Annotated in this window: 24 protein-coding genes and 2 tRNA genes; 18 read left to right on the plus strand and 8 right to left on the minus strand. The window is 66.8% G+C overall.

The genetic code is table 11. From position 1 onward, the window contains the following. Positions 1-61: 61 nt before the first annotated feature. Positions 62-763 carry an alpha/beta hydrolase gene (locus QX039_RS30635; RefSeq protein ID WP_315757568.1) on the minus strand — a complete coding sequence of 234 codons (702 nt, stop codon included), beginning with the start codon at positions 761-763 and terminating at the stop codon, positions 62-64. 794 nt (positions 764-1,557) lie between these two features. Beyond that, positions 1,558-2,358 (minus strand): IclR family transcriptional regulator C-terminal domain-containing protein, encoded by an 801-nt coding sequence (locus QX039_RS30640; protein WP_315735963.1) that lies wholly within the window; start codon positions 2,356-2,358, stop codon positions 1,558-1,560. 211 nt (positions 2,359-2,569) lie between these two features. Between QX039_RS30640 and QX039_RS30645 the strand changes: the two genes are divergently transcribed. From QX039_RS30645 to QX039_RS30660, 4 genes are all read left to right on the plus strand, one after another. After that, the gene (locus QX039_RS30645) at positions 2,570-3,928 is read left to right on the plus strand and encodes an aromatic ring-hydroxylating dioxygenase subunit alpha (protein ID WP_315735965.1); all 1,359 of its coding nucleotides are present in this window, start codon (positions 2,570-2,572) and stop codon (positions 3,926-3,928) included. A gap of 193 nt (positions 3,929-4,121) precedes the next feature. Further along, a complete protein-coding gene (locus QX039_RS30650; RefSeq protein WP_315735967.1) occupies positions 4,122-5,561 on the plus strand; it encodes a glutamine synthetase family protein in 1,440 nt (479 codons plus the stop codon). A gap of 339 nt (positions 5,562-5,900) precedes the next feature. Then, entirely contained in the window at positions 5,901-7,505 is a 1,605-nt protein-coding gene (locus QX039_RS30655) for a hybrid sensor histidine kinase/response regulator (RefSeq protein ID WP_315773773.1), read from the plus strand. Between the two features lie 62 nt (positions 7,506-7,567). Further along, the gene (locus QX039_RS30660; protein WP_315773774.1) at positions 7,568-8,605 is read left to right on the plus strand and encodes a magnesium and cobalt transport protein CorA; all 1,038 of its coding nucleotides are present in this window, start codon (positions 7,568-7,570) and stop codon (positions 8,603-8,605) included. A gap of 235 nt (positions 8,606-8,840) precedes the next feature. Here QX039_RS30660 and QX039_RS30665 read toward each other — a convergent pair whose 3' ends face one another. Then, positions 8,841-10,127 (minus strand): hypothetical protein, encoded by a 1,287-nt coding sequence (locus QX039_RS30665; RefSeq protein ID WP_315773775.1) that lies wholly within the window; start codon positions 10,125-10,127, stop codon positions 8,841-8,843. Between the two features lie 116 nt (positions 10,128-10,243). Between QX039_RS30665 and QX039_RS30670 the strand changes: the two genes are divergently transcribed. Both QX039_RS30670 and QX039_RS30675 read left to right on the plus strand, forming a co-directional pair. Continuing rightward, positions 10,244-10,972 (plus strand): SDR family oxidoreductase, encoded by a 729-nt coding sequence (locus QX039_RS30670; protein WP_315773776.1) that lies wholly within the window; start codon positions 10,244-10,246, stop codon positions 10,970-10,972. 168 nt (positions 10,973-11,140) lie between these two features. After that, positions 11,141-13,216 carry a HAMP domain-containing methyl-accepting chemotaxis protein gene (locus QX039_RS30675; RefSeq protein ID WP_315773777.1) on the plus strand — a complete coding sequence of 692 codons (2,076 nt, stop codon included), beginning with the start codon at positions 11,141-11,143 and terminating at the stop codon, positions 13,214-13,216. A gap of 233 nt (positions 13,217-13,449) precedes the next feature. On the opposite strand, the gene QX039_RS30680 is transcribed toward QX039_RS30675, so the two are convergent. Beyond that, on the minus strand, positions 13,450-13,782 hold the full coding sequence (locus QX039_RS30680; protein WP_315773778.1) for a hypothetical protein: 333 nt from the start codon (positions 13,780-13,782) through the stop codon (positions 13,450-13,452). Between the two features lie 58 nt (positions 13,783-13,840). Then, positions 13,841-14,182: a hypothetical protein gene (locus QX039_RS30685; RefSeq protein WP_315773779.1), complete on the minus strand. Its 342-nt coding sequence runs from the start codon at positions 14,180-14,182 to the stop codon at positions 13,841-13,843. A 320-nt stretch (positions 14,183-14,502) separates the two neighbouring features. On the opposite strand from QX039_RS30685, the gene QX039_RS30690 reads away from it, so the two are divergent. After that, complete coding sequence (locus QX039_RS30690) at positions 14,503-15,198, plus strand: hypothetical protein (RefSeq protein ID WP_315773780.1); 696 nt, start codon at positions 14,503-14,505, stop codon at positions 15,196-15,198. Positions 15,199-15,424: 226 nt separating this feature from the next. On the opposite strand, the gene QX039_RS30695 is transcribed toward QX039_RS30690, so the two are convergent. Then, positions 15,425-15,817, minus strand: a complete 393-nt coding sequence (locus QX039_RS30695) for a hypothetical protein (protein ID WP_315773781.1) — start codon at positions 15,815-15,817, stop codon at positions 15,425-15,427. Positions 15,818-15,876: 59 nt separating this feature from the next. Beyond that, positions 15,877-15,951: transfer RNA gene (locus QX039_RS30700), tRNA-Thr, on the minus strand. Between the two features lie 352 nt (positions 15,952-16,303). Between QX039_RS30700 and QX039_RS30705 the strand changes: the two genes are divergently transcribed. The 11 genes from QX039_RS30705 (at position 16,304) to QX039_RS30755 (ending at position 25,426) form a co-directional block, all read left to right on the plus strand. Further along, positions 16,304-16,486, plus strand: a complete 183-nt coding sequence (locus tag QX039_RS30705; protein ID WP_315773782.1) for a hypothetical protein — start codon at positions 16,304-16,306, stop codon at positions 16,484-16,486. Between the two features lie 25 nt (positions 16,487-16,511). Beyond that, positions 16,512-18,230, plus strand: a complete 1,719-nt coding sequence (locus tag QX039_RS30710; RefSeq protein ID WP_409998915.1) for an FAD-dependent oxidoreductase — start codon at positions 16,512-16,514, stop codon at positions 18,228-18,230. A gap of 150 nt (positions 18,231-18,380) precedes the next feature. Continuing rightward, a complete protein-coding gene (murA, locus tag QX039_RS30715; RefSeq protein ID WP_315773784.1) occupies positions 18,381-19,670 on the plus strand; it encodes a UDP-N-acetylglucosamine 1-carboxyvinyltransferase in 1,290 nt (429 codons plus the stop codon). A 24-nt stretch (positions 19,671-19,694) separates the two neighbouring features. Beyond that, entirely contained in the window at positions 19,695-20,144 is a 450-nt protein-coding gene (locus tag QX039_RS30720; RefSeq protein WP_315735991.1) for a DUF2948 family protein, read from the plus strand. A gap of 87 nt (positions 20,145-20,231) precedes the next feature. Next, positions 20,232-21,527, plus strand: a complete 1,296-nt coding sequence (gene hisD, locus QX039_RS30725) for a histidinol dehydrogenase (protein ID WP_315773785.1) — start codon at positions 20,232-20,234, stop codon at positions 21,525-21,527. Further along, positions 21,524-22,030 (plus strand): UPF0262 family protein, encoded by a 507-nt coding sequence (locus QX039_RS30730; RefSeq protein WP_015663966.1) that lies wholly within the window; start codon positions 21,524-21,526, stop codon positions 22,028-22,030. Before hisD ends, QX039_RS30730 begins: the two co-directional genes overlap by 4 nt. A gap of 69 nt (positions 22,031-22,099) precedes the next feature. Further along, positions 22,100-22,570, plus strand: coding sequence for an arsenate reductase ArsC (locus tag QX039_RS30735; protein ID WP_315735995.1), 471 nt, complete (start codon positions 22,100-22,102; stop codon positions 22,568-22,570). A 189-nt stretch (positions 22,571-22,759) separates the two neighbouring features. Beyond that, complete coding sequence (locus QX039_RS30740) at positions 22,760-23,389, plus strand: Maf-like protein (protein WP_315773787.1); 630 nt, start codon at positions 22,760-22,762, stop codon at positions 23,387-23,389. Between the two features lie 52 nt (positions 23,390-23,441). Further along, on the plus strand, positions 23,442-23,645 hold the full coding sequence (gene yacG / locus QX039_RS30745; RefSeq protein WP_315773789.1) for a DNA gyrase inhibitor YacG: 204 nt from the start codon (positions 23,442-23,444) through the stop codon (positions 23,643-23,645). Positions 23,646-23,818: 173 nt separating this feature from the next. Then, positions 23,819-23,894 (plus strand) — tRNA-Phe (locus QX039_RS30750). Positions 23,895-24,097: 203 nt separating this feature from the next. Next, a complete protein-coding gene (locus QX039_RS30755; protein WP_315773791.1) occupies positions 24,098-25,426 on the plus strand; it encodes a tyrosine-type recombinase/integrase in 1,329 nt (442 codons plus the stop codon). Here the strand turns inward: QX039_RS30755 and QX039_RS30760 are convergent. Continuing rightward, positions 25,384-25,596 carry a helix-turn-helix domain-containing protein gene (locus tag QX039_RS30760; RefSeq protein WP_315773793.1) on the minus strand — a complete coding sequence of 71 codons (213 nt, stop codon included), beginning with the start codon at positions 25,594-25,596 and terminating at the stop codon, positions 25,384-25,386. The two genes, QX039_RS30755 and QX039_RS30760, sit on opposite strands and share 43 nt — an antisense overlap. Positions 25,597-25,735: the final 139 nt, after the last annotated feature.

Raw genomic sequence — 25,735 nt, forward strand, 5'->3', positions numbered from 1 at the left:
CTGCATTCCGGTGAGTTGCCACCGGCCAGCGTGCGGAGTCTCATATGGCTCATTGGCGATCTCACCCCCTGAGCCACTCCATCAGCGCCTGCGCCGTTTCCTCCGGCTGCTCGGGCTGCGGCAGGTGGCCGCAATTCTCCAGCACGACCAGCCAGCTGCCGTCGATGCCGTCGGCCATCTCCTTCGACAGGCTGTTCGGAATGGTGTTGTCGGTGTCGCCGGTCAGCACCAGGGTCGGGCAGCGGATCGCGGTCAATGTCGGCCGCGAGTCCGGACGCGACATGATGGCCGTCAGCTGCCGGATGAAGCCGATGACGCCGACCTCCTCGGCCATGTCGTGCACCAGCTGGCGCAGCCGCGGATCGTCTTGGCGCGACGGATGGACGAAGCCTGAGAACAGCTCGTCGACCACGCCGTGATAGTCGCCCTCCTTGGCGCGGGTGATCATGGTGCGGCGGCGCGCGCTCGCCTCCGGCGTGTCGGGCCTCGCCTGGGTGTTGATCAGCGCCAGCCGGCCCACGCGCTCCGGCGCCTGGCGCATGATCTCGAAAGCGATGTAGCCGCCCATCGAATGTCCCGCGAGCGCGAAGCGCGGCGGCGCCTCGGCCAGGATTCGGCGGGCGATCGCGGCCATGCTGTCATCGCGGACGTGGTTGGCCACCATCACCGGCCCGAGCCGCCACAGCGCCGGGATGACCGGCGCATAGATGCGGGGCGACGAGATCAGGCCAGGCACCAGCACGAGCGGCAGCGCATCAGTCATGGGTCTTCCCCCCGGAAACGGCATTCACCTGCAGGTCCGGGTGTTGTCCGCCCGGCATGCCATTTACGCGCGAGAAGCGGCCGATGTCCAACGATGTGCTCCGCTTCGCGCCCGCCGCCCCGGGGCGACGACCTCGTCCCAGCCTTGCCCTGGCTCATCCTGCGCCTCTTCGCGACGGCGAACGGCCGCAGTGATCGGGTCGCACGCGATGCCGCTTGGGCCGCGGCGCCTCTGGCTTTCGTGATTGCGGCGCCATTCGCGGCAATCTGGTGGCGTCGTCCGCAATTCGCGCGCGAGGCGGGGATCCAACTACTTCCGTTCCGGATCATGCCACCATCGCATGCAGCGCGATGATACCTGGATGGATCGTCAATCGTGGCAAACAGGGTCGGGCGTCACGATAATATCACGTAATGGGCGTGGGCCGCGGCGTCGCAAGGCCTGCGACCACAACGATTAGTTCGCGCGGCCGGTAACTTCACGTGGCCGGCGATGGCCGGCTCTCTCGTCCTGTTGCGGCGATGAGTTGGTAGCACCGCGCTGTCGGTGATGACATCGGAACGATTGTCGCGCGAAGTCCGGCTCTCACGAGAACGGCGAGTGCGCCGATCCGCGATGCAGCGAGGGGCGGGACGACGTGCTCGATCAGCGGCGCGACGATGCCTCTCGGCGATGTCGCTGCCGGATGGAGCAGCGGCGCTCGTGGCCGCGAGTTCGATGCGAAGGTTGCGGTGGTGTGACCTGATGCGCGAGCGAGAGCCAGCGCGCCAGCGGCCGAGGCCTCTCCCCGACGATCAGACGAGCAGTGGCTGCGCCGTGGCTGCGAGCTTCTTCAGCAGCGGCAGGAAGCGCTCCTTCATCTCGTCGACGCCGATGCGATCGACGTGGCCGCCGATGTTGGCGGCGGCGATGATGCCGCCGTCATAGCGGCGAATCGGCACTGAAATCGAGCGGAAACCCAGCTCCGCCTCACCGTCGACGAGCGAGTAACCGTCGTCACGGACGGCGATGATCGACGCGAGCAATGCTTCCTTGTCGGTGATCGTCTGCGGCGTCATCTCGGTCAGCGTCATGCGCTCGACGGCCTGGCGCAACTGATCGTCCGGCATCCGGCTCAGCAACACGCGGCCGACCGACGTGCAGAACGCCGGCAGCCGATAGCCGATTTCGAGCCCGGTCGAGAACATCCGCGTCGACGTCGCGCGCGCGATGAAGACGACCGTCTCGCCGTCGAGGACGGCGAGCGAGCAGACCTCGCGCGCCTCGCCGGCCGTGTTGTCCATCAACGGCTGCATCACGCTGTTGATCTGGTTGGAGGCGAGATAGCTGGAGGCCAGCAGCAGCACGCGCGGCGTCAGCGAGAACAGCCGATCGTCGCCATGGACGAAGCCGGAGGCCTTCAGTGTCAGCAGAATCCGTCGCACCGTGGCGCGGGCGAGGCCGGTGAGTTCCGCGGCCTTGCTCAGCGTCATCGGGCGGCCCTCGCGGCTGAAGGCTTGTATCACCCGCAGGCCGCGATCGAGCGCTTCCACGAACTCGGGACCGTCGCCCCGAGCCTGCTTCTTCTCCTCATCAGTGCGCTTCAGTTTCGGCATCGGCCTGACATGATCCGCTGTTGTTGTTTTCGGCCGCAGTGAAGCTGCAGTCCGTTGGCCCCTCGGCTTCGGTTGTAGCTTTTTCACTTGCGCTTCTCCCCACTTAAAGCGAATCTAATCTGGGCGAACATGTGTTCGTCTAGCGAACATTATTAGATGATCGCGTGACGCTCAACGCCCGACTTGCGACGGAACAGGAGAGACGGCCATCATGATGAGCCAGGAGCAAAACGACCTGATCACGCGCGTCGGACCCGGCGCGCCCGCCGGTAAACTAATGAGGATGTACTGGCAGCCGGCCGCGCTGGTCGATGAGCTCGCGGGCGAGCGGCCGGTGCGCGCGGTGAAGCTGCTCGGTCAGGACTTCGTGCTCTTCAAGGATGCGCAGGGCCGCTACGGACTACTTGATCGCGATTGCCCGCATCGCGGCGCAGATCTCGCCTTCGGACGGCTGGAGAACGGCGGGTTGCGTTGCGCCTTCCATGGCTGGCTGTTCGACGCCGACGGCAATTGTCTGGAGACGCCGGCCGAACCGGCCGGCTCGCCGCTGTGCAAGAACGTCAGGCAGCGCGCTTATCCCGTGGTCGAGAAGGGCGGCCTCCTCTGGGCCTGGCTCGGCGATGGCACAGCCCCGGCGTTCCCGGACCTCGACTGCTTCACCGCGCCCGACGCCTACACCTTCGCCTTCAAGGGCCTGATCGAATGCAACTGGCTGCAGGCGCTGGAGGTCGGCATCGACCCGGCGCATGCCTCGTTCCTGCACCGCTTCTTCGAGGACGAGGATACGTCGACCGCCTATGGCAAGCAGTTCCGCGGCGCCTCCGCCGACAGCGAGCTGCCGATGACCAAGGTGCTGCGCGAATATGATCGTCCGATCATCAATGTCGAGCGCACTGAATACGGGCTGCGCATCATCGCGCTGCGCGAGATCGATGCCGAGCGCACCCATGTGCGGGTCACCAATCAGCTGTTCCCGCATGCCTTCGTGATTCCGATGAGCACGGAGATGACGATCACGCAGTGGCACGTGCCGGTCGATGACGAGACCTGCTACTGGTACGCGATCTTCACCAGCTATGGCGCGCCGGTCGACCGGGCGAAGATGCGGGCGCAGCGGCTCGAGCTCTATGAGCTGCCGGACTATCGCTCGCGCAAGAACAAGAGCAACGACTACGGCTTCGATCCTCAGGAGCAGGCGACCGCGACCTACACCGGGATGGGCAACGACATCAACGTGCACGACCAGTGGGCGGTGGAGTCGATGGGCCGGATCCAGGACCGCACCCGCGAGCATCTCGGGCAATCCGACAAGGCCATCATCCAATACCGCCGTCTGCTGCGCGAGCAGATCGAGACGATCGCGCGCGGCGAGCTGCCGATGCTGTTCCTCGATGCCGCGGAGGCCCGCAGCGTGCAGGGCCCGGCGACGATGGACGGCATCGGGCCGACGCGCGGCTGGGAGACCTACTGGATGGAAGTCGACGTCCGCCGCCGCCGCAACGCCCCCTGGGCCCCGCCGGTGCCGGCGGATATCATTCGGCTGGCCCCGCATCTGAGCGCGGCGGAGTAGCTACTTTGCTCCGAGTTGCCGTACGGTGGCCAAGGCCGGCGGAACGGCGCAGCGTGCCGTCCGACGGCGTGCCCACCATTCACGTGCACCGTCGCGGCGGTGGGCGCGTCGTGTTCGCAGCGTCCACTGGCGCAACGGCGGAGGTAGCGCCGCGAACGCGCCTTTGCCCGTCCTACGATTCGAGGAGCCATCGTTGAGTTTCGTCGACAAGCATCAGCTGTGGACCGTCGAGCAGGCCGAGGCCGCAGCGCGCATGCGCCGCCTCGCCGAGGAGCACGGCCTCACCACCATCCGCTTCTCGTTCCCGGACCAGCACGGCATCCTGCGCGGCAAGACGCTCACCGTCGATGCGGCGCTGTCCTCGCTCGAGGACGGCTGCTCGATCACGACGACCCTGCTTGCCAAGGATACCTCGCATCGCACCGTGTTTCCGGTGTTCACCGCCGGCGGCGGCTTCGGCATGGCCGAGATGCAGGGCGGCAGCGATGCACTGATGGTCGCCGATCCCACCACCTTTCACGTGCTGCCCTGGGCACCCGGCACCGGCTGGGTGCTGTGTGATCTGTACTTCGCGAATGGCGCGCCGGTGCCGTTCGCCACGCGCAATCTCTATCGGTCGGCATTGGCGACGCTCGACCAGCGTGGCTATCAGTTCAAGGCCGGCCTCGAGGTCGAGTGCCACATCTTCAAGGTCGAGGATCCCAGGCTCGCGCCCGGTGATGCCGGCTCGCCCGGCCAGCCCGGCGTGCCGCCGACGGTCAGCCTGCTGACGCAAGGCTATCAGTATCTCACCGAGCAGCGCTTCGATCAGATGGAGCCGGCGCTCGAGATCATCCGGGCGAACCTCGTCGCGCTCGGCCTGCCGTTGCGCTCGATCGAGCTCGAATACGGGCCGAGCCAGTGCGAATTCGTGCTGCAGCCGGGCATCGGGCTGGCGCCTGCAGATACGATGGTGCTGTTCCGCAGCGCCGTGAAGCAGATCGCGCAGCGAAACGGCTATCACGCCACCTTCATGTGCCGGCCGCGCATCCCCAACGTGATGTCGTCGGGCTGGCATCTGCACCAGTCGCTGGTGGCGCGCGACGGCAGCAACGCGTTCATGACGGAGGACGCCGAAGGTCTGTCCACGCTCGGCCGTCACTACATGGCAGGCCTGCTCGCGCATGCGCGCGCCTCCGCGCTGTTTTCGACGCCGACGATCAACGGCTACCGGCGCTACCGCGCCTATTCGCTGGCACCGGACCGCGCCATCTGGGGCCGCGACAACAGAGGCGTCATGATCCGCGTGCTCGGCGGCCCCGGCGATCGCGCCACCCGCCTGGAGAACCGCATCGGCGAGCCCGCCGCCAATCCCTACCTCTACATGGCATCGCAGATCGCAGCCGGCCTCGACGGCATCGACCGCAAGATCGATCCCGGCCCGTCCGCTGACGTTCCCTACGAGACAAAGGCAGATCTCCTGCCGAAATCCTTGGGCGAAGCGGTCGATGCGCTGAAGCAGGACGCGTTCTTCCGCGAAGCCTTCGGTGCCACCTTCATCGACTACTACACCTTCCTCAAGACCGCCGAGCTCGAGCGCTTCCAGGCCGAGGTGTCGGACTGGGAGCAGCGCGAATATTTCGAGATGTTCTGACCACGATGCAGCGCATCGCACGCTGCGCGTCAGCCCGCCGTCGACCCGGATGCTCTGCCCGGTGATGTAGGCCGCGCTCCGTCGGCGGACGCGCAACATCCTCGTCGCGCGCGCAATGCGCCGACGATGATGCGGCGCGGGCATTTCCATATCCGCCGGATTTGTTCCCCCGCCGCCTCCTCGCATTTTCGTGAGCCCTGTGTCCGCCGTCCCGCGTGCAGGCATGCCTGCGGGAACCCGATCCGATCCTTCGGCATATCGAAGGGGCGCGTTGCGCAACTCACGCCGGTGCCGGCGCGACCCTGCATGTCATGGAGAGAGAAGGCGGAGCAAGGAAGCATGTTGGAACACAAGCCGCAGCGCGATCGCGCGGTCGTCGACAGCGGCGATGCATCCGATCTGTCGTCGGAGCGCCACGACATCTTCTTCGCGGCCGTCGAGACCACACGGATGCCGATGATCGTCACCGATCCGCGCCAGAACGACAATCCCATTCTGTTCGCCAACCGGGCGTTCCTGGAAATGACCGGCTACGAGATCTCCGAGATCGTCGGCACCAATTGCCGTTTCCTGCAGGGGCCGGACACCGACCGCGACACCATTGCAGCGATCCGCACGGCGATCGCCAACCGCCAGGACATCGCGGTGGAGATCCTCAATTATCGCAAGAATGGTGCTTCGTTCTGGAATGCGCTGTTCGTCAGCCCGGTCTACAACCGCGACGGCGAGCTGGTGTATTATTTCGGCTCGCAGCTCGACGTGTCGCGCCGCCGCGACGCCGAGAGCGCGCTGGTGCAGTCGCAGAAGATGGAGGCGATCGGCCAGCTCACCGGCGGCATTGCGCACGACTTCAACAACATCCTGCAGGTCATCATCGGCTACACCGAGACGCTGCAGGGCGCCGTCGCCGAACTGGCCCCGCGGCACCGCCGCGCCGTCGAGAACATCCGCACGGCCGCCAACCGGGCCGCGACCTTGACGCAGCAGCTATTGTCGTTCGCGCGCAAGCAGCGGCTCGACAGCCGGCCGATCAACCTCAACAACATGATCGAGACCATGGTGCAGATGGCGCGCCACACGCTCGGCGACAGCGTGCGCATCGTCGTCAAGGCGCAGCCGGGCCTGTGGAACAGCCGCGTCGACCAGACCCAGGCGGAGGTCGCGCTGCTCAATCTGTTCGTCAACGCGCGCGATGCGATGCCGCACGGCGGCACGTTGACCATCCGCACCGAGAACAAGGAGATCGCGGAGGAGGACATCGTGCAGTTCGGCGTGCCCAAGGGCGGGCGCTATGTCGCGCTGAAAGTGTCCGACGACGGCGTCGGCATTCCGCACCATGTTCTCGCGCGGGTCGCCGAGCCGTTCTTCACCACCAAGGAGGAGGGCAAGGGCACCGGGCTCGGCCTCGCGATGGTCTACGGCTTCACGCGGCAGTCCGGCGGCAGCACCTATATCTACAGCGAGGTCGGGCTCGGCACGACCGTGCAGCTGCTGTTTCCGGCGACCGAGCAGGCGATCGCCGCGCCCTCGATCCGGACGCAGATGGCGATGGAGCGGTCGGGCAGCGAGCGCATTCTGATCGTCGAGGATCGTCCGGACGTGGCCGAGCTCGCGCGCTCGATCCTGGAGGATTTCGGCTATCGCATCGAGGTCGCCGCCAATGCGCATGCCGCGCTCGAGCTGCTGGATTCGGAGGCCCGCTTCGATTTGCTGTTCACCGATCTCGTGATGCCCGGCGGCATGAACGGCACCGTGCTGGCGCGTGAGGCGCGCAGGCGCCAGCCGAAATTGAACGTGCTGCTCACCACCGGCTATTCCGATGCTGCGGTCGAGCGCGCCGATGCCAACATCGGCGAGTTCGAGATCATCAACAAGCCGTACCGCCGCACCGATCTGGTCCGCCGCGTCAGGCAGTTGCTCGACGGCCCGACCGGCGTGACCTGATGCGACGCTTGACCCGGCGACTCCTCGCGTCGAAAGTCGGCCCGGAAAGCGGAGATTCAGCCATGCGTCCCGTCACGATGCAGACAGCGGCCGATGCGCCGGCCGTGCCCACGCGCGGCGCGTCGCGCGAGCCCGGCGTGGTCGCGGCCAGCGTCTATGCCGATGGCCGCCGCGTCGCCGACATCGCCATCGAGGAGGCCGGCGCCTGGAGCAGGCGGCCGGGCCATGTGGTGTGGATCGGGCTGCATGAGCCTGATGCTGCGCTGCTGCAGCGCGTGGCCGAGCAGTTCGGACTGCACGAGCTCGCGATCGAGGATGCGTCGAAGGCGCATCAGCAGCCCAAGGTCGAACGCTACGGCGATGCGCTGTTCGTGGTCGCCCGCACCGCGCAGCTCGTCAAGGAGCACATCGTGTTCGGCGAGACCCACGTCTTCGTCGGCCCCGGCTTCGTCGTCTCGGTGCGCCACGGCGCCTCGACCTCCTATGGCGCGGTGCGCGAGCGCTGCGAGAGCTGTCCCGGCTCGCTCGCCAAGGGCGAGGACTACATCCTCTATGCGATCCTCGATTTCATCGTCGACAACTACCGCCCGGTGACCGAGAGCATCATGGCGGAGGTCGAGACGCTGGAGGAGGTCGTGCTGCAGCGGCCGCTCGCGCGCCACGAGGTCGACCTTCTGTATCGCCTGCGGCGCGACCTGCTGCGGCTGCGCCGCGCCGTCGGCCCGGTGGTCGACGTCTGCAAGCGGCTCGAGCACGTCGACAACGTCGCGATCGATGCCGAGATGGCGCCGCTGTTTCGCGACGTCCTCGACCACGCCAAGCGCGCCGAGGAGGATGCGGATTCCCTGCGCGAGATCCTCGCCTTCGTGTTCGAGGCCAGCATGATGGCCGGCCAGGCGCAGCAGACCGACATCGCCCGTCGGCTCACGGCCTGGGCCGCGATCCTTGCGGTGCCGACCGCGGTCGCCGGCATCTACGGCATGAACTTCGAGCACATGCCGGAGCTGAAATGGCAATACGGCTACTACGCGGTGCTCGGCTTCATCGCCACTGTCTGCAGCGTGCTGTATTGGCAGTTCAGGCGGCGCGGGTGGCTGTGAGTTGACGGACCGTTGGTCCCTCCTCCCGAAGCGGGTCCGGTCACTTGCGAGCGGCGCGAGGCGTTGCCCCGAATCCCTGCGCCAAAGCGATGCGCGGTGCCAGTGCACTGAGTGCGGTGGCGCCGAGCACGACGTGGCGGCGTGTGACATCGAAATCCGAGCTGCTCATTGGACCCCCCTTGCGGCATGATAGGTTTGCCGTTGAGGCGGCAAGGCGCGTGCCATGGTGCAGCGGTCACGCCGCCGCGGATCGCCCCTGATGCGCGAACCACCACGCGGCGATGGCGTCCGTCAGTTCGTCCCAGATCGCGGTCGGCAGGTCGGGCACGGCGACGCGCACGCTGTAGCGATCCGTGGTGGCGTCGTGAAACCATTCCGTCGCAGCGAAATCGAAGCCGAAGCTGCCGGCGTGGCGGATCGGCAGCCCGGCGCGCCGCAGATCATCACTCATGGCGGTTGCGGCTTGCCGCGCGGTGGCCTCGTCCAGAGGCGCGCGGCCCGCCAGCGTGACGTAGAGGCCGTGCGCGAAGTCGAGCTCCGCGGTCAGTTCGGGAAGCGTCGTTGCGAATTGGCGCCGCGCGCGCCGGCTGTTGCGCAGGATGGCGGCGACGCGGCGCGCGGTCAGCTCGCGATAGGCGGGCAGGCCGACATAAGGCGGGAAATGCGCCGGCAGCGCGGCGCCGCCGAGCAGCCTGACGGCGTTGCGCGTCTCGTCCGGCAGCGTCTGAAGCGCAACGCGGCTTGCAGAGCCGGCATTGGTCCAATAGCTGAAAGCGACCGAGCCAAGCCGGCCGTACTCGGCGCCGAGCGAGTCGAGCTTGGTGTGGCTGCGCACCATCACGACCGGCACGTCCCAGCGCCGCGCCCAGGCCAGCACGCGGCGAATGCGGCCGGAGCCATTGGCAAAGCAGGTGGTGTCGAAGATCAGGAGATCGATCGCCGGGCGGTCGCAACTCAGTGCGGCTTCGAAGCGCGGCGCGGTCGCGCTGGAATCGATCAGCAGCAGCTGCGGCGCCGGCGAGGGCTGCGCCAGCGCGTCGGCAAGGTCGCGGGCCAGCGTCATCGGGCGCAGATGCCGCGCGTGCGCCGCGACCAGCTCCTGGGTCTCGCCATAGGAGCCCGGCAGCATCAGCAGGTCCGCCGTGCTGCCGAGAACGGGCCGCGTCGCCAGCAGCAGCGCCGCGATCGCCGCCATGCCGGAGATGGTGTAGATCGTGTCATGACGGCTCTCGCCCGCCGCATAGAACGACGGCCCGCGCACGTCGAGATCGGCGCGCTGATAGTCGTAGCTGAAGGCGAACGGGCCGGCGCGATGATCGGCGGCATCCGCCCAGGCCGTCTCCGTCGCGCTCCAGTCGCCCAGCGCGTGCTCCGCCTTCAGCGCGGCCGTGAGCTGAAACTTGCGCCGGATGACCTCCATCACGGCGCGCGGCGCCGGCAGCGCATGCGGTCTCCGCAGGCAGCCGTTCAGGAGCTGCAGCTCCTGATGCTTGCGGGCGAGATAGGCTTCGATCGTCTCCATCGGGCTCTTCACGGGTGATGCGGTCGGGATGCAACGCGCAGGGATTGCGATGGGTCCAAACGCGGTACGGTAGCGCTGCGCGATTTGCTGTAGTCTGGCCGGACAAGGAGGAGATGATGGGCAGGGAACTGGAAGGCAAGGTGGCGGCGGTCACCGGCGCGGCGTCGGGCATCGGGCTGGCCAGCAGCGCAGCGATGCTGGCGGCCGGCGCGCGCGTCGTCATGATCGATCGCGACGCCGCGGCGCTGGCGAGCCTGCGCGCGCGGCACGGCGACGCCGTGATCCCCGTGGTCATCGACCTGCTCGATCCCACGGATTGCGCCACCCTGCTGCCGCGCGTCCTCGATGCGGCCGGCCGGCTCGACATCCTCCACGCCAATGCCGGCAGCTATCTCGGCGGCGATCTCGTCGACGCCAGGACCGACGCGATCGACCGCATGCTGAACCTCAACGTCAACGTCGTGATGAAGAATGTGCGCGACGCTCTCCCGCACATGATCGCGCGCGGGACGGGCGACATCATCGTCACCAGCTCGCTCGCGGCGCATTACCCGACGCCGTGGGAGCCGGTCTATGCGTCGTCGAAATGGGCGATCGACTGCTTCGTGCAGACGGTGCGCCGCCAGGTGTTCAAGCACGGCATCCGCGTCGGCGCGATCTCGCCGGGTCCGGTGGTGACCGCGCTGATCGCGGACTGGCCGGCCGAGAAGCTGAAGGAGGCGCGCGAGTCCGGCAGCCTGCTGGAGCCGGGCGAAGTCGCCGACGTCGTGCTGTTCATGCTGACCCGTCCGCGCGGCATGACCATCCGCGACGTCGTGATGCTGCCGACGAATTTTGATTTGTAGGCGGGGCGGGCCGGGCGCTCGGTCCGCTCGCGGCTCGAACAGCAGCCCCGCTCAGATGGCCTGGTGCACATGCGCTGGGGCCAGCCCCCGTTGAAATACGGGATTCGATTTAAGCACAACCTTAATCATAAGGAACCTAGCGTGGGCCCGCGTAATCCGGGGGCAATGATGAAAATCGGCCGACTTTTTGCAATTTCGATGCTTTCCGTGACGGCTTTGGCCGTCCTCCCTGCTGCACAAGTCGTGATCGAGCAGGTGAAGGCGGTCAGCGACAAGGCCGAAGCGATCAAGACCGTCGAGGCCTTCGGCGCGGTGCTGCTGTTCGCGCAGGATGTCGTGGGTCACCGCGCGCCCTACATCACGCCGATCTTCCAGGAAGGTCCCGCAACCCCCGCGCAGCTCGAAGGCGTGCGCAAGATCAGGCAGTCGTCCGAGGCGTCCTTCGCGAAAGCGCGCGCACAGTTGACGAGCGTGTCCGACAGCGAGGCGATCACCCGCAGCCTGGACCAGGCGTCGTCCAAGCTGTCCGAGATTCTTGCCAAGGTGGACCCCACGCTGACCGCGCCGCTGAGCGCGCGCGACCCGGCTGCGATCAAGAGCTTTCTCCCCGGGGTCACCCAGGTGGCTCTTGCGATCGAGCCGATTCTGAACCGTCTGCAGAACCGCATCGCCAATGCCGACGCGTCGCTGACGACGCTGCTCGACGTGGCCCGCACGGCGCAAGACCTGCGCGTGACCGCCGGCGGTCGTGCCGCCGCGCTGTCGCCGGCGCTCAGCGCCCGCCGCGCCGTGGCTCCGGCCGAGAAGGCGGCGATGGATCGCGCCCAGGGCCGCACCGAGGTCGACCGCGAGCGCCTGGAGGCCGGCATCGACCAGCTCGGCAATCCGGAGCGCCTGCTCACGGCCTTCAAGGACGCCCGGGAGGCCTATTTCGGACGCGCCGTTCCGATCGTCGACAAGGACATCGCCGCCGGGCTCGGCGATCTCAACTACGCACTCACCGCTGACACCCTGGCCGATGCGGTCGTCCCGGCCGTGCAGAAGTTCTTCGTCGTGCGCGACGCCGCGATCGCCGAGGCGCGCGACCGCGCCGTCGCGGCGCGCGATGCAGCCTATCTGATGCTCGCGCTGGCGACGGCGGTGGTCGTTGCCCTCGCCGGCATTCTCGTGTTCGTCACCATGCTGCTGCGCCGCCGCGTGATCAACCCGATCGTGAACCTGACCGGCCTGATCGGCCAGATGGCGGCCGGCAATGACGACGTGACGATTCCGACGATCAATCGCGACGACGAGATCGCCGCGATGGCCGGCTCGCTGCAGACGTTCAAGGAGGCGCTGCTCGAGAAGAAGCGCGCCGAGCAGGCGGCCGCAGCCGACGCGCAGGCCAAGATCGAGCGCGGCCAGCGCGTCGAGCGCTTCACCCGCGAGTTCGAGATGGCGATCGGCGAGGTCGTCGGCGTCGTGTCGTCGGCGTCGGCCGATCTGGAACGCTCGGCCTCATCGCTGACGACGACGGCGGGTCGCTCGCTGGAGCTCGCCACCGTGGTCGCATCGGCCTCCGAGGAAGCCTCGACCAACGTGCATTCGGTCGCCGCGGCCGCCGAGGAGATGAGCTCGTCGGTCACCGAGATCAGCCGCCAGGTGCAGGACTCCGCGCGCATCGCCAACGAGGCGCTGGCGCAGGCGCGCAAGACCAACGACAACGTCGCGGAGCTCGCCAAGGCGGCGGCGCGGATCGGCGACGTCGTCGAGCTGATCAACGCGATCGCAGGCCAGACCAACCTGCTCGCGCTCAACGCCACCATCGAGGCCGCCCGCGCCGGCGAGGCCGGACGCGGCTTCGCGGTGGTCGCCTCGGAGGTGAAGGCGCTGGCCGAGCAGACCGCCAAGGCGACCGGCGAGATCGGCCAGCAGATCGGCGGCATCCAGGCGGCGACCCAGGAGTCGGTCGGCTCGATCAAGGAGATCGGCGAAACCATCGCCCGGATGTCGGAGATCGCCTCGGCCATCGCCTCGGCCGTCGAGGAGCAGAGCTCGGCGACGCGCGAGATCTCCCGCAACGTCCAGCAGGCGGCGCACGGCACCCAGCAGGTGTCGGCCAACATCGCCAGCGTCCGGCAGGGCGCCGACGACACCGGCTCGGCCTCGTCGCAGGTGTTGTCCGCCGCGAAGTCGCTCTCCGGCCAGAGCAGCCGCCTCCGCGACGAGGTCAGCCGCTTCCTCGATTCGGTGCGGGCGGCGTAACCCATCAGAGGCTGCGGCGGCTCCGTCGAGGCCGATCGATCACCTGCACAGGCGTCGATTGGCTAGCCGGCCGGGCTTCCGCGATCAGCCCGCCGCCCATTGGGCCCGCGGGCCATTGCAGAAGACAATCCGCGCATGTCAGCATCGGGGCTCGTGCCCCGATGTCCCTCCGCTGTGCGGCCGCGAAGCCCGCAAGCGACGTGCAGGGTCGCGATTCCCCGGGTGTGATCGAGCTATGGACCGCCGGACGACGCGTCGTCCTGCGACATCGGTGCCGCACGGAACGCCTCTCGCAAGGCCAGAATCCGATCGTCGAGGTTCATGATTTCGGCGGCGCGCTCCAGGTCGCGCCAGAATCCGCCGGGCGGCGTGGTGAGGCGGCCGAGCTCCATGAGTGCGTCGAGCGCAAGCGCGAGCTCATTGTGCTCGAGATATTCGGCGAAGTCCTCGTACAGCTTGGCGCAGGCCTGCACGTGCCGGAGCGGAGGCGCTGGCAGCGCTGTCTGTGCCCGCCCGAGCGAGGCTCTGACCGCCGTCCATCGTGCCGCCAGCTCCGGACTCACCATCTCTCGCTCCCTGCGGTCGGTAAGCTCCATGATGGAATATAGGAGTCAACAAGTCGGCTCAAATCCCGGCTGTGCCCCGATCCATCCTCCGTCTTTCCGTCATCCGCCTGATGGCGCCGAGCATACGCCGGCGGATGAGGCCGCTCACCGGCCGGATCACGAGCCAGTACGGCGGGAGCATGAAGAAGGATGTGCGGCCGGGACAGTAGACGCGCGTCTCGGTGACGAGCCGCGTCATCTCCCTCTCTGGCTCGGCCACGAAGCCGAGCACGAGCTTCGGCGTGCGAACGCCACCGGGCTGAGCTGTGACAAGGAGGCGTGTCATGAATGACGCCGCCCTAGGCAGCGCCGCGCCGAGGTTCTTTTGCTTTTGTGGGTCTGCTCGCTGGAGCGTACCCATATGAGCGCTCGCTCGGGGCTGTTGCAGATTGGCGATCGCCTCCCGCACGAGCGGCGGCCTACATGATGCCTATGCAGAGCGGATCCAATCGGCTGGGGCTCACGTAGGCCCGTCCAAAGTTAAAGCGAACAGGGTAGCCCACCGGGGGAAATTTCGGCCGCCACAACTCTCGCTATCGTCTCAAAAGTTTTCCAAATTTTTTTGTTCGGCTATGTCCATCGGACGAAACAAGTGATGATCAATTCACTGCTGATTCCGTCCATCGTCCCCCGGTGGGCCGATAGATGCTCGCAGGATTCCTGTGGGCAAAGGAGGGGATTATGAACTTTGACCTTCAAACTTTCTCTGTCTTGACCGGCGTCGCCTCAGCCGTGGTGGGGTTGGCCTATAAGCTAATGCCGCGATCCGTTGATCGCCTGAAGCGTGATCTCGAACTTCTGAAACTAGCTCGGGAAGCAAAGGCGAACTTTCTTCCGTTACAGCGTCACGTCGACGCGCAAATCAATGAAGCATATCTCAGTAAAGGGGTCGGCTTTAAAAGATCTTTCGATATTGCTTTTGGTAATGTCGCCTTCGCAATAATGATTACGACCCCGATGATCGGGATTATCGGCGCCGGAATAGCATTTGGTTCAAAGTACCTATTTGCTCTCTCGGACAATGCGGTGAACTCCATCGGCGTCGGTTTTCTTATGCTCGGCATTTTGGGCGGCATAATTGGCGGAGGTGATCTTGCCAAGAAGGACTTGGCTGATGCTCGCAAAGAAATAGAGGAAAGAGAACGAATGCTTGCCGCCGCCGATGAAGAAGAGCTGCGTCGTTTTCGAGCAACCAACTCATCGTCGAGCAAGGGTGAGGCATCTACTGATAATTCAGCTCCCGATGAAGCCGAAACGTCTGCGCACGATTCGCTCGAAACTGGAGGCGAAACGCCGACGCCGCCAGCGCCTAGCTCTTGTCAAGCTCCTGAGGTTGGCGTCGACCGCGATAGCGACCTTAAGGTCAGATCAGCTTGAGAGGCATGCTGATGTGCGTCGAGTTTACGGGAGCATGGCCACCTCAAGCTCGGGCGAGCGGGATTACGGTGACGCTGCACCAAACAACAAAGCTCCCGCATGCCGGCCATGCCCAAACTGCCCGTCGTGCTAGTTTGCCGCAACAATTCCCCTTGTGTCGTCGGGCAAATCACCTGCACATTTCCGGCCGTCCCGTGCTCATCGAAAGAGGGGCGTTCGCGAGTCGTCACGAGCGTTGGGTGTGGGATGCGGTGGCCGGGTCGGAGTTGCAGCGCGCATTCGCGAGCGGACGAACAACTTCGATACGGACGGTGAAGTCGCGTGGTCCTGGCCTCCCGATGCTGAGGTCAAGCTCGCTGATGTGCGTCAGTGCATCGCGGGTGATGGGGACAAACAAGCCCGGTCCCCAGGGAGAGCGCGTATAAATCGTAAGCCCATTGCGCAGGGAGGGCCGGGTGTGTTCGGCCAGACCTGTGGTACCTGCCGCCTGCATTTTTTTCCGCAGGCGGGCCACGGGCGCGGCCAGCGCCCGGCCTTCCCTGCGCCCTCGATTTCCGGAGAGGGCGGTGCTGCAGCAGAGCTCGGACGCAAATTGCGCCGCGAGGCCGATGACGCGCATCTGTGCGTGGCCTGCGGTCCCGAGGCGTCGCCAAAGATCATGTTTGGGGAAGAATGCCCTGGTGCTGCCGGACAGGATTGAACTGTCGACCTCTCCCTTACCAAGGGAGTGCTCTACCACTGAGCTACGGCAGCAAAGGGACTGGCGGGACCGGCCCGAAGGCCGCGACCGAACGCGGGCGGTTCTTGCCACAAGGTCCCCGCCTGCGCAAGCGCGGCTCGTCCGGTTTTCGGGGAAAGACGTCAGCGTGATGCATCGAAAGGGAGCGAAAGACCTCCGAAATCGGACCGAAATCACCCGTTCACGGTGGATTCTCGCGGTTGGCCGCCCTTGGCGTCCCCAATGCCCGGGTCGCGCCGGCAACTCCCCATCCGGGCAGGCGACGGCCGGTCGGGCGGAACCTAGCGTCTGCGTCGCCAACGCCTCTTGGCTTTCGCATCTGGGGCCCCAATTGTGCCTCTGGTATCGGGTGACCGGGGGAAGGGGATGACGGATAAGACCGGGAAGGCGGCGCCGAAGGGCGCGCGCGAGGAGCGGCTGAAGCAGGCGCTGCGCGAGAACCTGAAGCGGCGCAAGGCGCAGAGCCGCGAGCGCAGCCAGGCGGTGACGGCCGAGGAGGGCGGCTCGGACGAGGCCGCTGCCGGCGGTCCGGACGATTCGAAGCGTTGAGCAGATTGCAAGCGGGGTGGGCGTGATGGCAGCGGATGAAGGGATGACGGTGGAGGCAGGGGCACAGCGGGCGGAGCTGGCGAAGACGCTGCCCCGCTTTGAGCAGACCTTTCCAGAGCTGACGCCCCAGGAGATCGCGCGTCTGCGCGGCTTCGGCGAGATCCAGACCTATCGCGACGGCGAGCTGCTGTTCGAGACCGGCAAGCCCGGCCCCGGCATGTTCGTGATTCTCAAAGGCCATGTCGCGATCACCCAGCGTGACGGCCTCGGTCACGTCACGCCGGTGATCGACCAGGGGCCAGGGCAGTTTTTGGCCGAGATCGCCCAGCTCTCCGGCCGCGTCGCGCTGGTCGACGGCCATGCCGAGGGCGACGTCGAGGTCATCCTGATTCGTCCCGAACGGCTGCGCGCGCTGCTGATCGCCGAGGCCGAGCTCGGCGAGCGCATCATGCGGGCGCTGATCCTGCGCCGGGTCAACCTGATCCAGGGCGGCGCCGGCGGCCCGGTCATGATCGGCCCGCCGCAATCGGCTGCGATCGCGCGGCTGCAGAGCTTTCTTACTCGCAACGGCTTTCCGCACCATCTGCTCGATCCCGCTGATGATCACGACGCGGCCGATCTGATCGCGCGCTATTCGCCGACGCCGGCCGAGCTGCCGCTGGTGGTGGTGTCCGACGGCAGCGTGCTGCGCAATCCCAGCGAGACCGAGCTGGCGCGTGCCGTCGGCATGATCGGTGGTCCGCGCGGCGAGAAGATCTACGATGTCGCGGTCGTCGGCTGCGGGCCAGCGGGCCTGGCCACCGCGGTGTATGGCGCCTCCGAAGGTCTGTCGGTGGCGGTGCTGGATTCGCGTGCGTTCGGCGGCCAGGCCGGCGCCAGCGCCCGCATCGAGAACTATTTCGGCTTCCCGACCGGCATCACCGGTCTCGCGCTGACCGCGCGCGCCTTCAACCAGGCGCAGAAGTTCGGCGCCGAGATCATGATCCCGGTGTCGGTCAATGCGCTCGACTGCGAGCGCAAGGCCGGCGCCTTCGTGCTGGCGCTCGAGGGCGGCGACGAGGTGCGGGCGCGCTCGGTGGTGGTCGCCAGCGGCGCGCGCTATCGCCGGCCTGACCTTGCCCGGCTCAAGGAGTTCGAGGGCCGCGGCGTGTGGTACTGGGCCTCGCCGATCGAGGCGCGGCTGTGCGCGGGACAGGAGGTTGCGCTGGTCGGCGGCGGCAACTCCGCCGGCCAGGCCGCGGTGTTTCTGTCGGGGCACGTCAAGAAGGTGCGGATGATCATCCGCGGCGGCGGGCTTGCCGCGTCGATGTCGCGCTATCTCATCGAGCGCATCGAGGCGACGCCGAACATCGAGCTGTTGTTCAATACCGAGGTCGTCGCGCTCGATGGCGGGGCCGACACGGGCCTCGAACGCATCACCCTGAAGAGCCGGCTGTCCGGCGAAGAGACGCCCGCTGACATCAGCAATCTCTTTCTGTTCGTCGGCGCCGATCCCGCCACCGGCTGGCTCGACGGCTGCGGCATCACGCTCGACCGCGCCGGCTTCGTCGTCACCGGCGCGCAGTCGGAGCAGAATGCCGGGCGGATGGTGTCGCCGCTGGAGACCTCGGTGCCCGGCGTCTATGCGGTCGGCGACGTCCGCTCCGGCTCGGTCAAGCGCGTCGGCGGCGCCATCGGCGAGGGCGCCCAGGTCGTCGCCGCGCTGCACGGGTTTCTGGCCGATGCGCTGGTCCCGCCGGTCTGATTCGCGCGTTCCCGCCGCGGCGGGCCGCACCGTCAGGGGATGAATTCCCCGGCGATGCGACCTGCCGTTGCGAACCCATCAAATCGCCGTAATGTCGGTCCTGTTGCGCCGACCTTAGCCCAATTTCCCGGCCAGCCCCACAGGACCAGCATGGATCGCATTCGCATCGTCGGCGGCAACCCGCTTCGCGGCACCATCCCGATTTCGGGCGCGAAGAACGCCGCCCTGCCGCTGATGATCGCGGGTCTTTTGACGCCGGAGACGCTGATCCTGGACAACGTCCCGCGCCTTGCCGACGTCGCGCAGCTTCAGCGCATTCTCGGCAATCACGGCGTGGACATCATGTCGGTCGGCAAGCGTCCCGGCGATGGCCAGTACCAGGGCCAGACGCTGCAGATCTCGGCGGCCAACATCATCGACACCACGGCGCCGTATGAGCTGGTGTCGCGGATGCGCGCCAGCTTCTGGGTGATCGCGCCGCTGCTGGCGCGCATGCACGAGGCGCGGGTGTCCCTGCCCGGCGGCTGCGCGATCGGCACCCGTCCGGTCGATCTCCTGATCATGGCGCTGGAAAAGCTCGGCGCCAATATCGACATCGACGCCGGCTACGTGGTCGCCAAGGCGCCGGGCGGCCTGCGCGGCGGCACGATCGATTTCCCCAAGGTCACCGTCGGCGGCACCCATGTCGCGGTCATGGCCGCGAGCCTCGCCAAGGGCACGACCGTCATCACCAACGCCGCCTGCGAGCCGGAGATCACCGATCTCGCGGACTGCCTCAACAAGATGGGCGCGCGCATCACCGGCGCCGGCACGCCACGCATCGAGATCGAGGGCGTCGTTTCTCTGCACGGCGCGCGTCACACCGTGCTGCCCGACCGCATCGAGGCCGGCACCTATGCGATCGCCGCGGCGATGACCGGCGGCGATGTCCGGCTCGCCGGCGCGCGGCCGGAGCTGTTGCAGTCCGCGCTCGACGTGCTGATCGAGGCGGGCGCCGAGATCACGAGCGACGCCGAGGGCATCCGCGTCGTCAGAAACGGCCACGGCATCCGCCCGGTGCAGGTGACGACCGCGCCGTTCCCCGGCTTTCCGACCGACCTGCAGGCCCAGCTGATGGCGCTGATGGTCTGCGCGCAGGGCGCCTCGGCGATCACCGAGACCATCTTCGAGAACCGTTTCATGCATGTGCAGGAACTCGCGCGGTTCGGCGCGCGGATCAGTCTCGATGGCGAGACCGCTCGGATCGAGGGCACCTCGAGCTTGCGTGGCGCGCCTGTGATGGCGACCGATCTGCGCGCCTCGGTGTCGCTGGTGATTGCCGGGCTTGCCGCGGAAGGCGAAACCATGATCAATCGCGTCTATCATCTCGATCGCGGCTTCGAGCGGCTGGAGGACAAGCTGAAGGCCTGCGGCGCCACGATCGAGCGCATCCGCGAGTGAGGGCGCTGCCAAGAGGATGAGACCGTGACCGACCGGCTCAAACTGATCGCGCTCGATGCCGACGATCTCGCCGTGATCTCGGCCCATGTGCAGGATGCGCGGGTGCAGGCGGCCGACATCATCTGGCGCCAGGCCGAGAAGCGGCTTGTGATCGGCATGAACCGGCTCGACTGGGACCAGGCGCTGCATGGCGAGAGCGAGCCGCGCCGGCTGCTCGCGGCGTTGCGGTTCGACCGGGTGCTGGCCTGCAAGTCGCGGCGGATCGAGGTCGATGCGCCCGATACTGTGCTGGAGCTGATCGGCATCGAATTCCATGCCGGCGCCGAGCCGCCCGCCGGCAGCGCGCTGCTGCTGTTCTCCCATGGCGGCGCATTGCGGCTCGATGTCGAATGTCTGGAATGCGAGCTGACCGATCTTGGCGAGGACGATCTCGGCACCAGCGATATCGATGGCGGTCCGCCGCTGACCCGGTAGGCGCCTGTTCAAAGGGTTGACGGCCCCGCGCTGCCGCGCCATTGAGCAGGGGGTCGGGGGCAGCCACCCCTTCGGAAAGTGCCAGAGATGCCCATTCGCCTGTCCCGCGCCAGCACCGATTTCGACACTCAGTTTCGGCAGTTTCTCGCCGCCAAGCGCGAGACCTCCGCCGACGTCGAAGCCGCCGCGCGCGCCATCGTCGACGACGTCGCCCGGCGCGGCGATGCGGCGCTGCTCGAGGCAACGCGCAAGTTCGACCGGCTGGAGCTCGACGCCTCCTCGTTGCGCGTCAAGCCTGCCGAGATCGAGGCCGCCTTCAAGGCCTGCGATACGGCCACGTTGGACGCGCTGAAATTCGCCCGCGACCGCATCGAAGCCTTTCATCTCAAGCAGCTGCCGCAGGACCAGCGCTTCACCGATGAAGCCGGCGTCGAGCTCGGCTGGCGTTGGAGCGCGATCGAATCGGCAGGGCTCTATGTGCCGGGTGGCACTGCGGCCTATCCGTCCTCGGTGCTGATGAACGCCATTCCGGCCAAGGTCGCAGGCGTCGCGCGCCTCGTGATGGTGGTGCCGGCGCCGGACGGCAGGCTCAATCCGCTGGTCTTGGCCGCCGCCCATCTCGGCGGCGTCTCCGAGATCTACCGCGTCGGCGGCGCCCAGGCCGTGGCGGCGCTGGCGCATGGCACCGCGACGATCGCTCCCGTCGCCAAGATCGTCGGCCCCGGCAATGCCTATGTCGCCGCCGCCAAGCGGCTGGTGTTCGGCAAGGTCGGCATCGACATGATCGCCGGCCCCTCCGAGGTGCTGGTCATCGCCGACGACAGCGGCAATGCCGACTGGATCGCCGCCGATCTGCTCGCGCAGGCCGAGCACGACGCCAGCGCGCAGTCGATCCTGATCACCGATAGCCGCCGCCTCGCCGATGATGTCGCCCGCGCCGTCGAAGGCCAGCTCAAGACGTTGCCGCGCGCGTCGATCGCCGGCGCGTCGTGGGCCGATTTCGGCGCCATCATCGAGGTCGAGCATCTCGACCAGGCGGTGCCGCTGGCGGACGCCATCGCCGCCGAGCACCTGGAGATCATGACGGCCGATCCCGACGCGTTCGCGGCCAAGGTCCGCAATGCCGGCGCCATCTTCCTCGGTGCGCACACGCCGGAGGCGATCGGCGACTATGTCGGCGGCTCCAATCACGTGCTGCCGACCGCGCGCTCGGCGCGGTTCTCCTCGGGCCTCGGCGTGCTCGACTTCATGAAGCGCACGTCGCTGTTGAAATGCGGCCCCGAGCAGTTGCGCGCGCTGGGGCCAGCGGCGATGACTCTGGGCAAGGCCGAGGGTCTCGACGCCCATTCACGCTCCGTGGGAATACGCCTCAACCTGCCATGACCCAGCACCCGCCAGGCGACGACCGGACCAATCGCATCGTGGCGGTGACGCTCGACGAGGAGTCGATCGGCCGCTCCGGTCCGGACATCGAGCATGAGCGGGCGATTGCGATCTACGACCTCGTCGAGGAGAATCTGTTCGCGCCCGAAGGTGCCGACGGCGCCGGTCCGTTCACCCTGCATCTCGGCATCACCGCCAACCGGCTGATGTTCGACATCCGCCGCGAGGACGGCACGCCTGTCGTGACGCATCTGTTGTCGCTGTCGCCGTTCCGACGGATCGTGAAGGACTATTTCATGATCTGCGACAGCTACTACCAGGCGATCCGCACCGCGACGCCCGACAAGATCGAGGCCATCGACATGGGCCGCCGCGGCATCCATGACGAGGGCTCGCGCACCCTGCAGGAGCGGCTGAAGGGCAAGGTGCGGGTCGATTTCGAGACTTCGCGCCGGCTGTTCACCCTGATCACCGTGCTGCACTGGAAGGGCGAGGGCCAGTGATGCCGTCCGCGCTGCGTCATCGCCTGCTGCCGGGCCCGGCCACCTTCGCGGCCGAGGGCGCCTAGGCGCATGGCCGAGGTGCCGCCGCGCGCGCGCCAGCCGCAGGCGGTGCTGTTCGCCTGCGGCCAGAACAGCGTGCGCTCGCCGATGGCCGAGAGCCTGCTGCGCCAGATGTATCCGCAGGCGCTCTATGTCCGCTCCGCCGGCGTCAAGAAGGGCGAGCTCGACCCGTTCGCAGTGTCGGTGATGGCCGAGCTCGGCCAGGACATCTCGCAGCACAAGCCGACGACCTTCGAGGAGCTCGAGGACTGGGAGGGGCTGAATTTCGACCTCATCATCACCCTGTCTCCCGAGGCCCATCACAAGGCGCTGGAGCTGACCCGTACCATCGCCGCCGACGTCGAATATTGGCCGACGCCCGATCCGACCGGCGCCGACGGCAACCGCGAGCAGAAGCTCGCCGCCTATCGCGAAGTCTGCGACGGCCTGTTCACGCGGATTCGCAAGCGTTTCGGCAAGCCCGGGCCGGCGGGGCTGTGAGTTACCGGCCTCGGTTCCCGTGCTGGTGTCATCGAACCGAAATACCAACGTCGTCCGCCGCTCAAACTGAGGCCGTAGAGCAGGTCCGTCTCGGCCTTGTCGCACGCCTCGCGGGTTGTGGAATGGCAGCCCTTCCGATAGGTTCCGCGCGCCCGCCCCACAGCTTCCGAATCCCCTAGCGAAATCAGCATGCTCGGCCGTCCCAAAATCGTTCTTGCATCCGGTTCGCCCAGGCGTCTGGCGCTGCTCAACCAGGCCGGCATCGAGCCCGACGCGCTGCGCCCGGCCGATGTCGACGAGACGCCGAGGCGCGGCGAGCTGCCGCGCGCCTGCGCCAATCGCCTCGCCCGCGCCAAGGCCGATGCCGCGCTCAAATCCGTCCAGCTCGACGACGAGCTGCGCGGGTCGTTCATCATCTCCGCCGACACGGTGGTCGCGGTCGGCCGCCGCATTCTGCCGAAGGCCAATCTGGTCGACGAGGCCTCGCAGTGCCTGCGGCTGCTGTCGGGCCGCAACCACCGCGTCTACACCGCGATCACGCTGGTGACGCCGAAGGAGGCGTTCCGCCAGCGCCTGGTCGAGACCCGCGTCCGCTTCAAGCGGCTCAGCGAGGACGACATCCAGGCCTATATCGGTTCCGGCGAATGGCGGGGGAAGGCCGGCGGCTATGCCGTGCAGGGCATCGCCGGCTCGTTCGTGGTCAAGATGGTCGGCTCCTACACCAACGTCGTCGGCCTGCCGCTCTACGAGACCACGACCCTGCTCGCCGGCGAGGGTTTCCCGATCCGCTTCGGCTGGCTCAACACGGTCGCCGTCTGACCATTCGCGTGCGGGGGTGCATCCGCGCGTCCAGCCCATTAAATAGCCGCCGATGTCAGACGAATCGCCCCACCGGAGCGCCCCCGCTTCGAAATCCGCCAAGCCCATCCGCCGCTGCCCGATCTGCAACCGGCCCGCGGCCGAGGCCGTCCGCCCGTTCTGCTCGCCGCGCTGCCGCGACGTCGACCTGCATCGCTGGCTCAGCGGCTCCTATGTCATCCCGGCCGCCGAAGGCGACGAGGACGACGTCGAATAGCGCCGTGTTTTCATCATCTTGCCCCTGCGGGGCCGGCCGGTCGGGACGGGCGTCCCGCGCCGCCGCGCAACCGCACAAGGAATGTGAAAACTTGCCCTCAGGGCGGTAGACAGCGCGGTCCGGTCCCACTATAACCCGCCGGCTCGCCGGGCTTTTTTGCCCGCAAGAGACCTGCCCAGGTAGCTCAGTTGGTAGAGCATGCGACTGAAAATCGCAGTGTCGGTGGTTCGATTCCGCCCCTGGGCACCATCCCCCCTTCCGGCCTCGTTCTCTTTCGTCCGCGACCGTTCGCCGATTGGCGAAAACCCTCCTGAAATCAGCCTCTTCGTGCTATAGTACCGCTCGAAACGGTTCGAGACCGTTCGGGAGCATCCGGCATTTTCGGGTACACTGTGGGTACACTGGGAAGGCCGGGTACACTGGAGCGTAGCTCGATCGCGAGGGGCCTTCCCATGGATGAGCTTAGCGACACGAAGATCCGCAATGCCTCCCCAGCGGAAAAAGAATACGCGCTTGCCGACGGCCAGGGCCTCAGCCTCGTGGTCCGGCCCAATGGGACCAAGCTCTGGCTCTACCGCTACCGCTACGCCGGTAGGCGCAAGAACATGTCGTTTGGGACCTTTCCCGGCGTCGGGCTGAAGGCCGCGCGCGACAAGCGCCACGACGCCGAAAAGCTGCTCGACCAGGGGCAGGACCCGGTCGCCGTGCGTGACGCCAAGCGACGGGAAGACGGAAAGCTCAGGCATACCTTTCGGGCGGTCGGAGAAGAGTGGGTAACCACGAAGCTCGAGAAGGAGAACAAGGCCGAGGCGACGATCAAGCGCGAGCGATGGAATCTCGATCGGCTCTATCGCGAGATCGGGGACCGGCCTCTCTGTGAGATTGCCCCGCCGGAGTTGCTGACAGCATTGCGCCGCGTCGAGGCGCGGGGCCGGTTCTACACCGTTGGGCGGCTGCGATCGACAGCCTCACGCGTGTTCCAGTTTGGCGTCGGTGCCGCCTATTGCGACAGCGATCCCACCCGCGACTTGAAGCATGCCCTGACCAGGGCGCCCAAAGGCAGCCCGCGCCCAGCGCTGACCGACCCGGACGATGTCGGCGATCTGATGCGACGAATTGAGGTCTACGACGCCAAGAACGGAGGATTGGTGCGTTACGCGCTCAAGCTGATCGCTTTGACCATGGTTCGGCCCGGAGAGCTACGGTTGGCGGAATGGAGCGAGTTCGACGAGGCGAATTACATATGGCTCATCCCAGCTGCGAAAATGAAGATGCGGGACGATCATGAGGTGCCGCTCTCCCGACAGGCCCTCGCCGTGCTCGCCGAGCTGCGGCCCTTGACCGGCCGCGGCCGCTATCTGTTCTCGCATGACGATGATGTGCCGATGTCGGACAACACGATCAACAAGGCGTTGCGGATCATGGGCTATGACACCGGCCCCGGTGGCGACCATTGCGCGCATGGCTTTCGTTCGAGCGCGTCGACCCTGCTCAATGAAGAAGGCGTCTTCGACGGTGACGTGGTGGAAGCTCAGCTTGCCCACGAAACGGATGAGAAGAAAAGACGACGCCGGGACGAGGTGGTGCGTCGCCAGCTTGCAAAGGGTGACAAGAACAAGATCCGCGGCATCTACAATCGGGCGGCGTATTGGAGCGAACGCGTGCGCCTGATGCAGCATTGGGCCGACCGGCTCGATCGGCTTCGTGAGAGGGCGACCTCGCCGGTGCAAAAGTCGGCTCAGATCATCGCCCGTGATTCAACCGGTGGCAGCGAGGCATGATATTCATCGATGCTGTCGAGATCGATGAGTGTCTTGCCTCCCATCTTGTAGGCCCGAATCCGCTCCCGCGCGATCAACTCATAGGCTTTCGTTTTGCCGAATTTTCCATAGCGGCAGCCGTCCTTGAACTCGACAAGTCGGCGCCGATTGTTGCTGTCGGTTTTTGTCATGGTCTTAGAGGCCTTGAATGGTCTCTGCCCTGGTGGGACTAGCCGCCGCAGGATTTGACGATGCGGAGCGCGCCGGTCCGCTTTGCGAGACGAATCTTCTTCCTTTGCGCGGTTCGGAGCGCCGATTTTGTACTGTCCA

It is taken from the genome of Bradyrhizobium sp. SZCCHNR1043, assembly GCF_032489675.1.
Lineage (GTDB): Bacteria > Pseudomonadota > Alphaproteobacteria > Rhizobiales > Xanthobacteraceae > Bradyrhizobium.

Coding starts and splice junctions, on each gene's coding strand:
- QX039_RS30730 (WP_015663966.1), top strand. CDS start 21,524: ATGACCCAGCACCCGCCAGGCGACGACCGGACCAATCGCATCGTGGCG.
- QX039_RS30710 (WP_409998915.1), top strand. CDS start 16,512: ATGGCAGCGGATGAAGGGATGACGGTGGAGGCAGGGGCACAGCGGGCG.
- QX039_RS30755 (WP_315773791.1), top strand. CDS start 24,098: ATGGATGAGCTTAGCGACACGAAGATCCGCAATGCCTCCCCAGCGGAA.
- QX039_RS30740 (WP_315773787.1), top strand. CDS start 22,760: ATGCTCGGCCGTCCCAAAATCGTTCTTGCATCCGGTTCGCCCAGGCGT.
- QX039_RS30735 (WP_315735995.1), top strand. CDS start 22,100: ATGGCCGAGGTGCCGCCGCGCGCGCGCCAGCCGCAGGCGGTGCTGTTC.
- hisD (WP_315773785.1), top strand. CDS start 20,232: ATGCCCATTCGCCTGTCCCGCGCCAGCACCGATTTCGACACTCAGTTT.
- QX039_RS30705 (WP_315773782.1), top strand. CDS start 16,304: ATGACGGATAAGACCGGGAAGGCGGCGCCGAAGGGCGCGCGCGAGGAG.
- QX039_RS30660 (WP_315773774.1), top strand. CDS start 7,568: ATGCGTCCCGTCACGATGCAGACAGCGGCCGATGCGCCGGCCGTGCCC.
- QX039_RS30690 (WP_315773780.1), top strand. CDS start 14,503: ATGAACTTTGACCTTCAAACTTTCTCTGTCTTGACCGGCGTCGCCTCA.
- QX039_RS30670 (WP_315773776.1), top strand. CDS start 10,244: ATGGGCAGGGAACTGGAAGGCAAGGTGGCGGCGGTCACCGGCGCGGCG.
- QX039_RS30645 (WP_315735965.1), top strand. CDS start 2,570: ATGATGAGCCAGGAGCAAAACGACCTGATCACGCGCGTCGGACCCGGC.
- QX039_RS30695 (WP_315773781.1), bottom strand. CDS start 15,817: ATGCGCGTCATCGGCCTCGCGGCGCAATTTGCGTCCGAGCTCTGCTGC.
- QX039_RS30635 (WP_315757568.1), bottom strand. CDS start 763: ATGACTGATGCGCTGCCGCTCGTGCTGGTGCCTGGCCTGATCTCGTCG.
- murA (WP_315773784.1), top strand. CDS start 18,381: ATGGATCGCATTCGCATCGTCGGCGGCAACCCGCTTCGCGGCACCATC.
- QX039_RS30640 (WP_315735963.1), bottom strand. CDS start 2,358: ATGCCGAAACTGAAGCGCACTGATGAGGAGAAGAAGCAGGCTCGGGGC.
- yacG (WP_315773789.1), top strand. CDS start 23,442: ATGTCAGACGAATCGCCCCACCGGAGCGCCCCCGCTTCGAAATCCGCC.
- QX039_RS30665 (WP_315773775.1), bottom strand. CDS start 10,127: ATGGAGACGATCGAAGCCTATCTCGCCCGCAAGCATCAGGAGCTGCAG.
- QX039_RS30760 (WP_315773793.1), bottom strand. CDS start 25,596: ATGACAAAAACCGACAGCAACAATCGGCGCCGACTTGTCGAGTTCAAG.
- QX039_RS30685 (WP_315773779.1), bottom strand. CDS start 14,182: ATGGGTACGCTCCAGCGAGCAGACCCACAAAAGCAAAAGAACCTCGGC.
- QX039_RS30675 (WP_315773777.1), top strand. CDS start 11,141: ATGAAAATCGGCCGACTTTTTGCAATTTCGATGCTTTCCGTGACGGCT.
- QX039_RS30655 (WP_315773773.1), top strand. CDS start 5,901: ATGTTGGAACACAAGCCGCAGCGCGATCGCGCGGTCGTCGACAGCGGC.
- QX039_RS30680 (WP_315773778.1), bottom strand. CDS start 13,782: ATGGTGAGTCCGGAGCTGGCGGCACGATGGACGGCGGTCAGAGCCTCG.